Origin of the sequence: Flavobacterium sp. CAN_S2 (assembly GCF_015752255.1) — a bacterium.
Taxonomy (GTDB): domain Bacteria; phylum Bacteroidota; class Bacteroidia; order Flavobacteriales; family Flavobacteriaceae; genus Flavobacterium.
In genome coordinates this window covers 375,493-389,883 of record NZ_JADOVA010000004.1, presented here as the reverse complement: position 1 = coordinate 389,883, position 14,391 = coordinate 375,493, and the positions used below count along the sequence as shown (strand labels likewise).

Below are 14,391 nucleotides of genomic sequence, written 5' to 3'. Positions count from 1 at the left end.
AATCCAAATATTTGTTATTAACTCAACTGTTTAGTGAAGTCATCAATTGCTATGAGGAACAGAATTCATATTTAAATTTTATAAAAGCAGCATTTGAAAGGACAATATATGGTAATTTTGCACTCTAAAAATTTACTATGTTATTTCTTATTTTAAGTATTATTTGCAGTGTCACTGTTGGAGTGTTGTTTAAAGTGGCTCGCAGATATGAAGTCAGTCCTATTCAAATTGTTGCTTGGAATTATGTATTTGCGCTTATTCTTTGTTATTTTTTCTTCAGTCCTGATATAACAAACTTAGTAACTTTGGCACCTTGGGGGATTTATGTTCCTCTTGGGATTTTGTTGCCTACTATCTTTCTTTTTTTGGCGGCTTCAATCAAACAAGTAGGGATTGTAAAAACAGATGCTGCCCAAAGGCTTTCCTTATTTATTCCTATTTTGGCTGCTTGGCTGCTATTCAAAGAGGATTTTAATATACTAAAAATAGCAGCGCTGTTGGTAGCATTTCCGGCGCTTTTGTTAATTCTTGCTAAACCTTCCGAAAAAACAGAAGATAAATGGATTTATCCTGCGGTAGTTTTACTTGGATTTGGAATTATAGACATCCTTTTCAAGCAAATTGCTCTTCACACTACTTTACCATATACAACGTCATTATTTGTTGTTTTTGGAATTGCGTTGTTGATTATGATTGGCGCCGTTATTTACGACTTGATAAGAACTAGAATTCCATTAAACTTCAAAAATATTATTTTTGGAGGTTTGGTGGGGATTTTCAATTTTGGAAACATACTTTTCTATCTAAAAGCGCATAAAGTTTTCGCTGAAAATCCTTCAACGGTTTTTGCAGGTATGAATATGGGAGTTATAGTGATTGGAAGCCTTGTTGGAATTTTTGTTTTTAAGGAAAAACTAACAAAAATGAATTATGCAGGTCTCTTTTTAGCTTTGATTGCGATTGTTTTAATAGTACTGTCGCAGACCGTTTAAAATAAAGTAAATCATATGAGCTAAAAAATTTCAGTTAAAAAAGCTTTCCTTGTATAAATTCAGGTTGCGAATTATTATTGAATTTAAAGGTATTCGTAATGAAAAACTGCGTTATAATAGGATTATACTCGCGAAGAACAATAGTATCGCATAAAAACGAAGTATTTACTGTTGTAAATAAGTGTTTTGCAATTTCAAAATTATCAGGTTTAAGTTTACGGGCGATTGATATATGAGGAGCACTACTTTTTTTTGTTTTTATGGAACGAAGCGATTTAGTAACTTTTTTCATTATCACTTTTAGCTTGATTTTGGAATCTTCATTGGGAGTAATAACAAAAGCGCCATTGGAATACGAATCAAAACCATTCAGATAAACTTCAAAAGGTTCAAAAGTATCACATAACAGCTTTAGTTTATTTTTGATAATTTCAATAGCAGTGTCGGTAGCTATGAATTCACAAATCGTAATATGAGCGACAGAATTTTTACTGTTAAACCATCTTACTTTCTCAAATAATTTTTCCTTCATAGCTTTCACCAATACTATTATGGTTTCCGAAGTATAGAAGGCTATTGAATATTTTTTTTCCATTTTGAAAAAATATAAGATGACGCTAAAAGGAAATTTGCTGAAAAGTCGATGAATTTAATTAAGATTTCAAACTACGTTACGATGTCTTAATGTTTTATTTAGTTAATACTTTACCATAAACGGGTACAATATAATTACCATTCAAAAATGCTATTGGATCAATTTGGCTTTGGAGAATCACTCCGCTGAGAGACGATTCAAGTAAAAGTTGTGCTACTTGTGCTAATGGCGCTGCAGTTGTGGTTTGTATTGCCCGTAATTGATGTTTTCCTACGATTTGCGGAAGAATCCGCTTGGCAATTTCTCGTCTTCGTAAAACCCCTGATGCATCTTTCCCTTCTACGGCAGCATACAAAACAATTTGGTCATCCTCAACATGTGGAATTATGGCTTCCATTTTTTCTTGTAGGCTTTTAATGGTATCTGCTGTGTTATCTAAATCATCTAGTTGCGCTTGTATCCACGCATAATGTCCTGGATGACGTAAGGTTTTATAATCGAGTGAACGTACTTTTCCAAACAATGCATCTGGCAGATCCGCAGCACCACCTGATGTAAGATCTTCTTCGTAAGTGATTCCGTCAATAATGATTTTTGCCCTTTCAGATAGAGATGGCCGATTTGTTTTTTTGAAATCCCGAAGTACGATAGTGTCTTTTATATATTCCGTAGCCACACCAACGGGACTCCACGTAAAGCCATAATAATGTGGAGCAACGGCATGATTGGTTAGCGCTCCTACCTTAAATTCCAGTTTGTCTACAACATCTACTTCAAAATCTTTGCAAAATTGCTGGAAAAGCCCATTAGCGAGTAAATCGATATATCCTGGAGCTAAGCCGGTTTGGAGTATAAAACCAGTTTTGGCGTCTTTTGCCAGAGCTATTATTTGTTCGGTTTCAGCAACATATTCAGTTAGGTTGGCGTAATGAAGGTTGTAATCTTTTGCAAATTGCGCTATTCTTGGTGCTTGGCTACCTGGTAAGCAGTCAAGAATAATGTCTCCTTGACTCAGGATTGCTTTCATTTCCTCAGTTAAACCATTTTCTGCAAGATGAAAATCCTGAATTGATCCATTTTTTGTTGTTCCTTCTTGAATCCATTGAGCTACTTTTTGAGCTTTTGAAGGGCTTCGATCACCAATGAAAATTGTTGGCGCTACGGTGCTCCATTCCATTAATATCAGACCAACAGCTTCGGCAATTCCGCCGGCTCCAGCAATAATAATAGTGTGATGTTTTTTCATATTTTAAAGATACCATTTTTTATTGGTTTAGAATAGTGATTTGGCAACTAAGGAATATCGATTTCCTGTCAAGGATAGCAACAAAAAGCCCGCAAAGGAAAAAGTCCTTTTATAAAATAAACACGAAAACAGCGACCGAAGGAAGCTCGTTTGAGGTTTTATTTTATGGACTTATTCCTGCGGACTTGTAGTGAATAGCCTGCCCGGACGGCCAAGCTAAAAATCGCATAATTAATTAGATTAAAGGTGTTGATTAGATTAAATAAATTTGTCTGCTAATTCATTAATTAGCTGTGAAATATTATAAGTTATGTCACTTTTGAAGAAAGATAGCTTTATGAAATAGCATTGTTTATTTTTTGATGAGCGAAATAGTTTCATTAAAAGAATTTATTTTGTTGCTTGATGCAAATGAAGTTCATCATATACTGATTGAGATTAGAAAAAGTGTTGATGCGATAGAAAGATTAGAGAATGATTTATATAAAATCAATATCTTTGAACTCAAATTAGAGATACAATGATTACCAAAGAAGCGCCAACACAATTAGAGCAATACTTTCAGCAGTTTCGCGATAACATAATCGGAATAAATCAAGAGTTTGAATCTCCTTATGGACACAAACAAATTATTTATACGGATTGGACAGCCAGCGGTCGTTTATATCGTCCTATTGAAGAAAAATTAATGAATCAATTTGGTCCTTTTGTGGCCAATACGCACACAGAAACCACTGTTTCAGGAACTGCAATGACTAAAGCGTATCATCAGGCGCGTCACATTATCAAACATCATGTGAATGCAAGTGCTGATGATGTTTTGATTACTGATGGAACAGGAATGACAGGTGTTGTCAATAAATTTCAACGAATCTTGGGCTTAAAAGTACCCGAAAACTTAAAAAATTTCATCACTATTCCAGCCGAAAAGAAACCAATTGTTTTTATTTCGCACATGGAACACCATTCGAATCAAACATCTTGGTTAGAGACTATTGCTGATGTTGAAGTTATTCCTTCAACGGAAGATGGATTGTTCAGCATAGAAAATCTTGAATTTTTATTAGAAAAATATAAAGAACGACCTTTTAAAATAGCTTCTATTACCTCATGTTCGAATGTTACGGGAATCAGAACGCCGTATCATGAAGTGGCAAAAATAATGCATCAACATAACGGACTCTGTTTCGTTGATTTTGCTTGTTCAGGACCTTACGTGAAAATCGATATGCATCCTGAAGATGTTGAAAGTTATTTGGATGCCATTTTCTTTTCACCACATAAATTCCTTGGTGGACCCGGAACATGCGGTGTTTTAGTATTTAATAAAAAATTATATCAAAATTTAGTTCCTGATAATCCAGGTGGCGGAACGGTAAGTTGGACAAATCCTTGGGGAGAACATAAATACATCGATAATATTGAAGATAGGGAAGATGGTGGTACTCCGGGTTTTCTTCAGGTGATAAAAACCGCATTGGCTGTTCAGTTGAAAGAGCAAATGGGGATTGAAAATATCTTAAAAAGAGAGCACGAAATAGTAGATTATATTTTCTCGGAATTAGGGAATGTTTCCAACATAAAAATCCTTGCAGGACAGCATCACGATAGATTAGGAGTGATTTCTTTCTTTGTAGAAGACTTGCATTTTAATTTGGGTGTGAAATTATTGAATGATAAATTCGGAATTCAAACTCGTGGCGGTTGCAGTTGTGCGGGAACATACGGACACTTTTTATTGCATGTTGACCAAGAAACTTCCCATAAATTAATTGACGAGATTACGCTTGGAGATTTAATCAGAAAACCGGGCTGGATCAGGATGTCTATTCATCCAACAACTACAAATGCTGAAATTGAATTTGTTTGTAACGGAATAAAAGCATTAGCTGAAAACCATAAAACTTGGGCTTTAGATTATGCATATAATCCTTCTACAAATGAGTTTGTAAATAAGAACGCGAAACCTTTAGAGGATGAATTGGTAAAAAACTGGTTTTCATTATAACAGAATTGAACTTTTAAAATTAAAAAAAATCACTAATTTCAAAAGCGTATGTTTTTGAATTAGTGATTTTTTTTAACTGAAAACAGCGATTTAATACTATCGCCTGTGTTTCCATCTTTTATGTGTCCAGAAATAATATTCTGGAGCTTCCAGAATTTGCTTTTCTACTTCATTAATGTACGCATCTGTAATTCCAAAATTGGGTACGGAGTTAGGATTGTCACTAATTGGGATTATTGTAAGTTCATAATATCCTCTTTTGATCTTTCTGACTTTTGCAAAAACAACGGTCATGTCATATTTTTTGGCCAGCATTTCAGGTCCTGTGTGTACTGGAACTTCAATACCCATAAAACTCTTCCAGTGAAATATTCTATCCGCTTTTGGGGATTGATCACTCGCTAATCCATATACACAATGAATATTATTTTTTTGATTGTGAGCAATCAATGGAATTGTCTTGCTAGTAGGAACTAATTCAGTATTATATTTAGAGCGAATGTCTCTAACGAGCTTATCAAAATATTTATTGGCTAATTTTTTATAAACTGCTACTCCTCTAAAAGATATTTTTTGATTCAATGTAATCAGCCACTCCCAACTTGCATAATGCGAAGCGATAAGCATGATACTTTTGCCTTTTTCTTCATATTCTTTGATAACTTCCAGATTTGTGATTGTAAATCTTTTGTTCATTTCTTCCGATGAAATTGTCATGGTTTTTATCATTTCCATAAACATATCGCATAAATGATGGTATGATTTTTTTTCTATAACAAGACGTTCTTCATCATTAAGGTGTGGCAAAGCCAAGACTAGGTTTGTACGAACAACTTTTTTACGGTATCCTATCACGTGGTATACTAAAAAATAAACACCATCTGACAATCCATAGAAAACACGAAATGGCAATATAGAAACTATCCAAAGAAAGGGGTAAGCAATAATAAAAATAAGGAATTGCATGCAGATTTTTTTTTGCAAATATACTTTAAAAATGATTGTCGAGATAAATTTTGATCGGGTACTGTATACGTATTTGGGAATCACTATCTTTACAATTCACAATAAACACACTTTATGAATATCATTTTAATAGCAATAATTGTTGTAAATGTTTTAATTAGTTACAAAGGATTTAATGACCTTTCTTTTTTTAGAAAATATGAATTTCATGTTGGAAGTATTCGTTCAGGAGAACAAATCAGAATGTTGTCTTCTGGCTTTCTGCATGCTGATATGACTCATTTAATTTTTAATATGCTGACGCTTTGGTTTTTTGCTCCTGTCGTTATTAGTTATTTAGGTGATTTCTCGTTTTTGCTGGTCTATTTTGGAAGTTTAATTTTCGGAAGTCTTTTAACAATGGTTTTTCATAAAAATGATTATGGTTACAGGGCTGTAGGAGCATCTGGAGCAGTAACAGGTGTTTTATATTCGGCAATATTGCTGCAACCGGATATGATGCTGGGAATCTTCTTTATTATTCCAATGCCTGCTTACATTTTTGGAATCCTTTATTTGCTGTATTCTATTTACGGAATGAAAGCTAAGAATGATAATATTGGTCATACGGCACATTTTGGGGGTGCTGTAGGAGGTTATTTGATTACTTTACTGAAAGAACCTGCTTTGTTAGTAGATCATACTTTGATGGTGATATTATTGGCTATTCCTATAGTCATTCTTTTTGTGATGGAAAAAATGGGAAAACTATAATGGCATAACTTTTGAAAAGGAATTAGTACAAACAATTAAATTATATAAAAATGAAAAAAGCACTATTGATTCTGTCTATTCTATTTGTTTCTATTTCTTATGGACAAGAAGTGAAGCAAATTCCTCAAATAAATGTAAACGGAGAAGGTAAAGTAAAGGTTGTTCCGGATCAAGCTACTATAGCAGTAACTGTTGAGACAAAAGGGAATAATGCTAAAGATGTAAAAAAACAAAATGATGAAAAGATAGAGGCTGTTATTAAGTTTATTAAAAAAATGAACTTGGCACCTGCTGATTATAAAACGCAGCGAGTTTCATTGAATCCACAATACGATTACGAAAAAAAGAAACACAGTTATAATGCTACTCAAACCATAGAAATTCTATTGAGAGATTTATCAAAATATGATGAATTGATGGAAGGCTTGGTAGACCAAGGAATTAATAGAATTGATAACGTTACTTTTCAATCTTCAAAATTAGCGCAATATCAATCGGAAGCTAGGAAATTAGCAATGAAAGAGGCAAAAATGAAAGCGGAAGATTATGTTTCTGTTTTAGGACAAAAAGTGGGTCGCGCGATGACTATATCTGATAATTCACAAACGTTTTATCCGCAACCGATGTATTCAGCAATGAAAACAATTGAAAGAAGTGATGCTGATGCACCTAGAGAAACGCTTGCGGTAGGGGAAATCAATATTACAGCTAATGTTACAGTAAGTTTTATTTTAGAATAAAAAAATATAATTGCTGTAATGTAGTTTAAAAATTTATAATTTTAGATTATTCAAAATCGGAATAGGTACGCCTGTTCCGATTTTTTTTATGGTGTTTTTTTTAAAGTATTTATATTTGACCGAAATGTTTCGCTATAATCTAATTCGTTTTGTAAAAGAAACTAGACAAAAAGGAGCCATTCCAATTTTGTTCTCTTCGATTTCTCGATGAAATTTTAACGAATAAGGTTTGTTAATTGGAACACTTTGCAATTATCTATCCCGAAGTGCGTTCTCGCTAAATATATTTGATTTGCGTAATAAAATGTTTAAATTTCGTAATTATTTAGACAACCAAAGCGATACATTTACTTTCAATAGTTTTTACAGTAGTATGGACTTTAGAAAACAGGTTTAAATTTTATGGAAACAGATAAAGTAAGTAGGCTATTATTTTCTGATTTTATATTTATATTTAATTTTTAGGATAAAATAGGATAAGAAATTAACCGGAGAAAAAAAATAGAGTAATGAAAGAGGTTAGTGATATTTTAAAATCATATGCTTTAGCAAAATCTGCAGGAAAAAAATCTGCTTTGGCAACAGTTGTCAAGGTTGAAGGCTCTTCCTATCGACAACCTGGAGCACGAATGCTCGTTACAGATGATGGATTATTGACCGGTGCAATAAGTGGTGGATGCCTTGAAGGTGATGCGTTGCGAAAAGCACTTCTTGCCATCAATCAAAAGCAAAACAAGTTGATTACTTACGATACCAGCAACGAAGATGACGTCAAATTTGGAGTGCAATTGGGCTGTAACGGCATCGTCCATATTCTGTTTGAATACATAAATGAAGAGGATGCGAATAATCCGATTGAATTGCTCAAAAAATTAGAAACAGTCCGGAAAGAAGCGGTGATTCTAATCCTTTTTTCTTTAAATAGAAATGCACCACAAATCGGGACCCAATTTTTATACAGAGATGAAACGGATATCTTGCCAAACGATTTTACAATTTTACATTCCTATTTAAAGAAGGTAGTACATACTAAAACATCAATCATCAATACAACAATAATCGACAACAAGACTCACGAAGTATTGATGGAATATGTTGCTCCGCCAGTAACGTTGCTAATTGCAGGTGCTGGAAATGATGTACAACCTCTTGCTAAAATGGCTGATTTTCTGGGTTGGGAAGTAACTTTAGGAGATGGAAGGGCAACTCATTCTACTGAAAAACGTTTTCCCGATGCAAAAAAAGTTATTGTAGCCAAGCCGCAACAACTCCTTGAAAGCGTTGTGATTGATGCACGAACTTTTGCTGTTTTAATGACTCATAATTATAAATATGACCTCGAGATGTTGGAATTGCTTCTTAAAACCAACTGTAGTTACATTGGTGTTTTAGGTCCAAAAATAAAACTCGAGCGAATGTTTAATGATTTAGCCCAACAAGGAATTACACTAACTGATGAGCAGCTTGGACGAATTTACGGACCTGTCGGGCTTGATATTGGCGCGGAAACTTCTGAGGAAATTGCGCTATCAATTGTGGTAGAAATAAAAGCGGTGATGGAAGGAAAAAATGGAACTTCTTTGAAATTTAAAAAAGAAAAAATACATCAGGCTGCGAATGCGGTTTAAAAGATAGAAAATGATAAAAGATACCTTCGGACGCGTACATGATTACCTCAGGATTTCACTCACTGACAACTGTAACCTGCGCTGTTTTTATTGTATGCCAGAAGAAAAATATGCTTTTGCACCAGCGTCAAAACTGATGCAGGTTGATGAAATAGAAACCATAGCGAAATTATTTGTAGCAAATGGCGTCAAAAAAATACGCTTGACCGGAGGTGAACCTCTTGTGCGCAAAGATGCCCCAAAAATTATCGAATCTTTAGGGAAATTAGGAGTCGAACTCGCCATAACCACAAACGGAATCCGAGTTCATGAAATGCTTGATGAGCTTTTGGGAGCCAATATTAGAGCGATAAACATCAGCCTTGATACTTTGCAGGCTGATAAATTTTTGAAAATTACAAGAAGAGATTTATACCATCAAGTGCGAAGCAATATCGAATTGTTATTGCAACATGACATTCGGGTGAAAATAAATGTTGTGGTTATGAAAGGCTTGAATGACAATGAAATTTTGGATTTTATTGCATTGACTAAACATAATAATATTGAAGTGCGCTTCATTGAATTCATGCCTTTTAGTGGTAACCACTGGACTAGCAACCAAGTTTTTACATTACATGAAATCTTGTCTGAAGTGGCATCTGCCTATGATGCAATTCCTTTGGAATCGGAGCCAAATGATACTTCAAAGCGATATATGATTCCCGGTCATAGCGGCTCATTTGCTGTAATTAGTACGATGAGCGCTCCTTTTTGCGATACTTGCAATCGCATGCGACTGACAGCTGATGGAAAATTAAAAAATTGTCTGTTTTCTAAAAGTGAAACGGATTTGCTTGGAGCATTGCGCAAGGGAGAAGCTATTTTGCCTTTGATTGAAGAAACTATTTTAGCAAAAGCCAAAGCTTTGGGAGGGCAATTTAGCGGTGTTTTTGAAAATATCGATGCCAGTAAATTAGAAAACCGAAGTATGATAACAATTGGCGGATGATGACGGAAAAAACAGGGATACTAATATTGGCAGCTGGAAATTCTTCCCGATTGGGACAGCCAAAACAACTTTTGGAATTTAATGGCAATACGTTGTTAAATCATACTTTGGGACAAGCTCTTAAAGTGAGCAGCAGTACCATTGTGGTCACAGGTTCAAAAAAAATTGAAATCGAAAGAGAACTCCATCCGAGTATAACTTGCAACAATCCAAATTGGGAAAAAGGAATGGGCTCATCACTAAATTTTGGCATTCAGCAGCTGTTATTCACATTTCCAGATATAAATAATTGTATAGTTTCAGTTTGTGACCAGCCATTTATTAATGCTTCCATATTTCGTCAATTAATAGAAATACAAAAGCGTACGGATAAAGGAATCGTTGCTTCGGCGTATTCTGATACTTTGGGAATACCGGTATTGTTTACAAAAAAGTATTTCGGTAAGTTGCTGAAACTTTCAGGAAATGAAGGTGCAAAGAAGCTATTGCTGGAATTTAAAGAAGATGTTGCTGAAATAAATTTTGAAGAAGGCGCTACTGATATTGACACGATAGCCGATTATGAACAACTGATAAAACTAAGATGATTTCCGTAAAACAAGCGAAACAAATTATTATTGAGGCAGCTTTGCCAAAAAAAAGTGTGCTTTTACCGCTTTCCGAAGCTTTTGGGTTGGTAACTTCAAAGCCGATAATAGCAACTACTGACATCCCTAACTTCGCGCAATCTTCTATGGACGGATATGCTTTAAAATACGAAGATAAGGGTATTTTACTTAAAGTGATAGGTGAAATGGCAGCAGGAACTTCGGAGCAAATAAAAATAAATAAAGGCGAAGCTACAAGAATTTTTACTGGGGCACCTTTGCCTTTAGATGCTGACACTGTAGTAATGCAGGAAAAGATTCGCTTTGAAAATAATCTGTTAATTGTTCAGGATGACAACTTAAAACAGGGTTCAAATGTTCGTTCTAAGGGAGCTGAGGTAAAGGAAGGTGAGATTGCAATGGTTTCAGGAACGTATCTTTCTGCTGCGGCAATTGGTTTTTTAGCAGGAATCGGTTGTATTGAAGTTTCAGTTTATGCTCCGCCAAAGGTGGCCATTATTCTTACCGGGAATGAGTTGCAAAAGCCGGGTAATCCTTTAGAATTTGGTCAGGTTTATGAAGCCAATTCGTTTCAATTAAAAGCTGCTTTGAATAAAATTGGAATAAAAAACTGTATGGTGCTAACGGCTGAAGACGATCCTGAAGAACTCCGGAAAGTATTACAAAATGCACTTGAAGTTAATGATGTTGTTTTACTAAACGGAGGCGTTAGCGTGGGTGATTATGATTTTGTTACGCAAGCTGCCCAATCGTGCGGAGTTGAAGAAAAATTTCATAAAATAAAGCAAAAGCCAGGCAAGCCACTGTTTTTTGGAACAAAAGAAGACAAGTTGGTTTTTGGACTTCCCGGAAATCCGTCATCATCGTTGACTTGCTTTTATGAATATGTTCTTCCTGCATTGGAAAATAGTATGGGATTGCACTCCAGTCTGACAGAAATCACAGCTTCTGTTACACACGATTATCCGAAGCCTGCTGGATTGACTCATTTTTTAAAAGCATTTTACAGCAATGGAAAAGTAACTCCTTTGCATGCACAAGAATCTTTTCGTTTACATTCTTTTGCGCAAGCTAACTGTTTTATTATTCTTCCGGAAGAGTCCATTGGTTGTATAGCTGGCGCTATTGTCACGGTTCATTTGTTGTCTCTGTAGGCATTATTATAATAAATATATTTAAATTCCGCCTGAAGCAATAATCCTATGTCTGTAGAACTATTTTATGTAATCCTCTTCTTTGTTGCCTTTTTATATGCAGCCGTCGGGCATGGTGGAGCAAGCGGCTATTTAGCCTTGATGGCTATTTATGGTATTGCACCAGAGGAAATGAAACCAACAGCATTAATACTTAATCTTTTTGTTTCGATAACTTCTTTTACGCATTATTATAGAGGAAGTTACTTTAAATATAAAATTTTTATTCCTATGGCTGCCGCGTCAATTCCATTGGCATTTATTGGCGGAATGATAACTGTTGAAGAAAATATTTACAAGCGAATTCTCGGAGTTTTATTGCTTTTTCCAGTCCTCCGTTTTTTCTTTTTCAAAAATGTGGAAGACAATGAATTGAAGTCGCACAAGGTTTTCATTGCGATTTTCATAGGTGGTATTGTTGGTTTACTCTCCGGAATGATTGGTATTGGTGGAGGAATTATTCTTTCGCCTATTTTGCTGTTATTGCATTGGACTAATCAAAAACAGACTGCAGCTATCAGCGCTGCATTTATATTCGTAAATTCAGTTGCCGGCCTTGGTGGGATGCTCACACAGGGAATTTCATTTACAAAAGATATGGTATTGTATGTTATTGTCGCTTTTATTGGCGGATTTTTGGGTGCTTATTTAGGCGCTAAAAGATTTAACCATAATGTTTTAAAATACGTATTGGCGACAGTTTTACTTTTGGCTTCTTATAAATTAATATTCACAAGAGCATAGCACATGCAGAAATTTAAAATCAGTATCTTTATTTCAAGCAAATAGTGAATTTTAAAACATACAAGTAATTGTTAATCAGTAAAATAATAGTATTCAGGTAAAAAAAATGGAAATAAAAATTATAGCCTTCGGCTCAATAGCGGAACTTACAGGAAAACAAATTACTGTGCAAGCGAGTGATGTTGATTCTCTGAAAGTGACATTGCAAGAACTTTTTCCCGAGCTGGCCGACAGGAAATATGCGGTTGCAGTAAATATGAAAGTAATTCAAGGAAATTTAGAATTAAAACAAAATGACACGGTAGCGCTTATGCCACCTTATTCAGGAGGATAGTATGGAAAATTATAATGCTCGATATGATCGCCATTATTCTCTAAAAGATTTTGGGCAAGAAGGGCAACAAAAATTGGCTGTCGCCAAAGTGTTATTAATTGGTGCCGGTGGTTTGGGATGTCCGGTTTTGCAGTATCTTATAGCGTCGGGGATTGGTGAAGTTGGAATTGTAGATAACGACATCGTTTCGGTAAGTAACCTGCAACGTCAAGTTTTGTATACAACGGATGATATTGGTAAATTTAAAGTCGAAGTGGCCGCAGAAAAGCTCAAAAGGCTCAATCCTGAAACAAAGATCACAATTTATAATACAGCAATAAGCTCAAAAAACGCGCTTGAGATAATTGTAAATTTCGACATTGTAGTTGATTGTACCGATAATTTTGCCTCACGATACCTGATAAATGATGCTTGTGTTTTGTTAGATAAACCATTGGTTTTTGGAGCTGTTTATCAATATGAAGGTCAAGTCGCGGTTTTTAACGTTAAGGATAAAAATGGAGTGAAAGCAAACTACCGACATTTGTTTCCAAATCCTCCACATCCTGACGAAATACAAAATTGTAATGAAGCGGGAGTCTTGGGAGTTTTACCCGGAATAATCGGAGTCATGCAGGCCGCCGAAGTTATTAAATTACTTACAAAAATAGGAGAGGTCTTGCTTAATAAATTACTGACATACAATTTGTTAAATCATGAAATTTTTATTTTGGAAATCACAGTTGGAAGTGCTGCTTATAATCTGATACCTAAAACCGAAATTGCTTTTAAAGCGATGGATTATGATTGGCTCTGCGGTGTTTCAATTACAGAAATTGAAGCACTTTCTCCAGCTGATTTTGTAAGTAAAAGTACTATTTCGGATACTATTGTAATTGACGTAAGAGAAAAGGACGAACTTCCTAAAGCGGATTTTCGTTGCATAAACATTCCTTTATCTGAATTGAGCATCAAAATGGATGCTATTAATGAAAAAAATATTCTGCTATTTTGTCAAAGTGGAAAAAGGAGCTTGAAAGCAGCAGCAATTTTAACAGAGAAATTCGGAACAACTAAAACAATTCGCCACTTAAAAGACGGCATAATGGAATTACAAGATAAATATAATGCGCAAGACAATTAAAAACATTTTTATTGAAGGAGCGATACATCCGACATTTATTTCAGATAGCATCGCCAAGCATTCATCCAAAAAAGATATTGGAGCACACAGTATTTTTTTAGGGCAAATTCGGCAAGATGTAATCGATGGTGCCACAGTGCAAGCCATTGAATATACCGCTTATGAAAAAATGGCTTTAGACAAAATGCATGAAATCAGGGAAGCGGTGTTTTCTAAGTACGACTTGACGTGTATGCATGTTTATCACAGTCTAGGTGTTGTAAATGCTGGTGAAATTTGCCTATTCGTTTTTACCTCTTCAAAACACAGAGCTGTTGCAATAGAAGGCTGCAATGAAATCGTGGAACGTGTTAAAGCTGAACTCCCGATTTGGGGCAAAGAAATTTTTAATGACGAATCACATCAGTGGAAAGTAAATCGCTAAAACTATGAATATTGCACATATTGGTATCGAAAAAATTACGTAGTAA

At 34.9% G+C, this 14,391-nt stretch carries 15 protein-coding genes; 12 read left to right on the top strand and 3 right to left on the bottom strand.

Annotation, left to right across the window (positions count from 1 at the left end):
• Nucleotides 1-137 precede the first annotated feature (137 nt).
• Nucleotides 138-992, top strand: a complete 855-nt coding sequence (locus tag IWX80_RS13415; RefSeq protein ID WP_196853875.1) for an EamA family transporter — start codon at nucleotides 138-140, stop codon at nucleotides 990-992.
• Between the two features lie 34 nt (nucleotides 993-1,026).
• Here IWX80_RS13415 and IWX80_RS13410 read toward each other — a convergent pair whose 3' ends face one another.
• Nucleotides 1,027-1,587 (bottom strand): 2'-5' RNA ligase family protein, encoded by a 561-nt coding sequence (locus IWX80_RS13410; RefSeq protein ID WP_196853874.1) that lies wholly within the window; start codon nucleotides 1,585-1,587, stop codon nucleotides 1,027-1,029.
• 94 nt (nucleotides 1,588-1,681) lie between these two features.
• Complete coding sequence (locus tag IWX80_RS13405; RefSeq protein WP_196853873.1) at nucleotides 1,682-2,833, bottom strand: saccharopine dehydrogenase family protein; 1,152 nt, start codon at nucleotides 2,831-2,833, stop codon at nucleotides 1,682-1,684.
• A gap of 520 nt (nucleotides 2,834-3,353) precedes the next feature.
• Between IWX80_RS13405 and IWX80_RS13400 the strand changes: the two genes are divergently transcribed.
• Nucleotides 3,354-4,841 carry an aminotransferase class V-fold PLP-dependent enzyme gene (locus IWX80_RS13400; RefSeq protein WP_196853872.1) on the top strand — a complete coding sequence of 496 codons (1,488 nt, stop codon included), beginning with the start codon at nucleotides 3,354-3,356 and terminating at the stop codon, nucleotides 4,839-4,841.
• 96 nt (nucleotides 4,842-4,937) lie between these two features.
• Here the strand turns inward: IWX80_RS13400 and IWX80_RS13395 are convergent, their stop codons facing one another.
• Nucleotides 4,938-5,807: a lysophospholipid acyltransferase family protein gene (locus IWX80_RS13395; RefSeq protein WP_196853871.1), complete on the bottom strand. Its 870-nt coding sequence runs from the start codon at nucleotides 5,805-5,807 to the stop codon at nucleotides 4,938-4,940.
• A 114-nt stretch (nucleotides 5,808-5,921) separates the two neighbouring features.
• Here IWX80_RS13395 and IWX80_RS13390 point away from each other — a divergent pair, with 114 nt between their 5' ends.
• The 10 genes from IWX80_RS13390 to IWX80_RS13345 all read left to right on the top strand — a co-directional run bounded on the left by IWX80_RS13390 (nucleotide 5,922) and on the right by IWX80_RS13345 (nucleotide 14,345).
• Nucleotides 5,922-6,560, top strand: a complete 639-nt coding sequence (locus tag IWX80_RS13390) for a rhomboid family intramembrane serine protease (RefSeq protein WP_196853870.1) — start codon at nucleotides 5,922-5,924, stop codon at nucleotides 6,558-6,560.
• A 50-nt stretch (nucleotides 6,561-6,610) separates the two neighbouring features.
• Complete coding sequence (locus tag IWX80_RS13385) at nucleotides 6,611-7,300, top strand: SIMPL domain-containing protein (protein ID WP_196853869.1); 690 nt, start codon at nucleotides 6,611-6,613, stop codon at nucleotides 7,298-7,300.
• 509 nt (nucleotides 7,301-7,809) lie between these two features.
• Nucleotides 7,810-8,928 carry an XdhC family protein gene (locus tag IWX80_RS13380; RefSeq protein ID WP_196853868.1) on the top strand — a complete coding sequence of 373 codons (1,119 nt, stop codon included), beginning with the start codon at nucleotides 7,810-7,812 and terminating at the stop codon, nucleotides 8,926-8,928.
• A 10-nt stretch (nucleotides 8,929-8,938) separates the two neighbouring features.
• Nucleotides 8,939-9,919, top strand: coding sequence for a GTP 3',8-cyclase MoaA (gene moaA / locus IWX80_RS13375; protein WP_196853867.1), 981 nt, complete (start codon nucleotides 8,939-8,941; stop codon nucleotides 9,917-9,919).
• On the top strand, nucleotides 9,916-10,506 hold the full coding sequence (locus IWX80_RS13370) for a nucleotidyltransferase family protein (protein ID WP_196853866.1): 591 nt from the start codon (nucleotides 9,916-9,918) through the stop codon (nucleotides 10,504-10,506). Before moaA ends, IWX80_RS13370 begins: the two co-directional genes overlap by 4 nt.
• Nucleotides 10,503-11,681 carry a molybdopterin molybdotransferase MoeA gene (locus IWX80_RS13365; RefSeq protein WP_196853865.1) on the top strand — a complete coding sequence of 393 codons (1,179 nt, stop codon included), beginning with the start codon at nucleotides 10,503-10,505 and terminating at the stop codon, nucleotides 11,679-11,681. Before IWX80_RS13370 ends, IWX80_RS13365 begins: the two co-directional genes overlap by 4 nt.
• Nucleotides 11,682-11,729: 48 nt before the next feature.
• Nucleotides 11,730-12,464, top strand: a complete 735-nt coding sequence (locus tag IWX80_RS13360) for a sulfite exporter TauE/SafE family protein (RefSeq protein ID WP_196853864.1) — start codon at nucleotides 11,730-11,732, stop codon at nucleotides 12,462-12,464.
• A 106-nt stretch (nucleotides 12,465-12,570) separates the two neighbouring features.
• A complete protein-coding gene (locus tag IWX80_RS13355; protein WP_196853863.1) occupies nucleotides 12,571-12,798 on the top strand; it encodes a MoaD/ThiS family protein in 228 nt (75 codons plus the stop codon).
• A 1-nt stretch (nucleotide 12,799) separates the two neighbouring features.
• Complete coding sequence (locus tag IWX80_RS13350) at nucleotides 12,800-13,921, top strand: ThiF family adenylyltransferase (RefSeq protein ID WP_196853862.1); 1,122 nt, start codon at nucleotides 12,800-12,802, stop codon at nucleotides 13,919-13,921.
• Nucleotides 13,905-14,345 carry a molybdenum cofactor biosynthesis protein MoaE gene (locus tag IWX80_RS13345; protein ID WP_196853861.1) on the top strand — a complete coding sequence of 147 codons (441 nt, stop codon included), beginning with the start codon at nucleotides 13,905-13,907 and terminating at the stop codon, nucleotides 14,343-14,345. The genes IWX80_RS13350 and IWX80_RS13345 overlap by 17 nt, the downstream gene beginning before the upstream one ends.
• Nucleotides 14,346-14,391: the final 46 nt, after the last annotated feature.

Excerpts from the sequence above, each read along its gene's own strand:
- IWX80_RS13415 (WP_196853875.1), top strand. The coding sequence starts at position 138 with ATGTTATTTCTTATTTTAAGTATTATTTGCAGTGTCACTGTTGGAGTG.
- IWX80_RS13370 (WP_196853866.1), top strand. The coding sequence starts at position 9,916 with ATGATGACGGAAAAAACAGGGATACTAATATTGGCAGCTGGAAATTCT.
- IWX80_RS13360 (WP_196853864.1), top strand. The coding sequence starts at position 11,730 with ATGTCTGTAGAACTATTTTATGTAATCCTCTTCTTTGTTGCCTTTTTA.
- IWX80_RS13410 (WP_196853874.1), bottom strand. The coding sequence starts at position 1,587 with ATGGAAAAAAAATATTCAATAGCCTTCTATACTTCGGAAACCATAATA.
- IWX80_RS13355 (WP_196853863.1), top strand. The coding sequence starts at position 12,571 with ATGGAAATAAAAATTATAGCCTTCGGCTCAATAGCGGAACTTACAGGA.
- moaA (WP_196853867.1), top strand. The coding sequence starts at position 8,939 with ATGATAAAAGATACCTTCGGACGCGTACATGATTACCTCAGGATTTCA.
- IWX80_RS13380 (WP_196853868.1), top strand. The coding sequence starts at position 7,810 with ATGAAAGAGGTTAGTGATATTTTAAAATCATATGCTTTAGCAAAATCT.
- IWX80_RS13365 (WP_196853865.1), top strand. The coding sequence starts at position 10,503 with ATGATTTCCGTAAAACAAGCGAAACAAATTATTATTGAGGCAGCTTTG.
- IWX80_RS13400 (WP_196853872.1), top strand. The coding sequence starts at position 3,354 with ATGATTACCAAAGAAGCGCCAACACAATTAGAGCAATACTTTCAGCAG.
- IWX80_RS13390 (WP_196853870.1), top strand. The coding sequence starts at position 5,922 with ATGAATATCATTTTAATAGCAATAATTGTTGTAAATGTTTTAATTAGT.
- IWX80_RS13395 (WP_196853871.1), bottom strand. The coding sequence starts at position 5,807 with ATGCAATTCCTTATTTTTATTATTGCTTACCCCTTTCTTTGGATAGTT.
- IWX80_RS13385 (WP_196853869.1), top strand. The coding sequence starts at position 6,611 with ATGAAAAAAGCACTATTGATTCTGTCTATTCTATTTGTTTCTATTTCT.
- IWX80_RS13405 (WP_196853873.1), bottom strand. The coding sequence starts at position 2,833 with ATGAAAAAACATCACACTATTATTATTGCTGGAGCCGGCGGAATTGCC.
- IWX80_RS13350 (WP_196853862.1), top strand. The coding sequence starts at position 12,800 with ATGGAAAATTATAATGCTCGATATGATCGCCATTATTCTCTAAAAGAT.
- IWX80_RS13345 (WP_196853861.1), top strand. The coding sequence starts at position 13,905 with ATGCGCAAGACAATTAAAAACATTTTTATTGAAGGAGCGATACATCCG.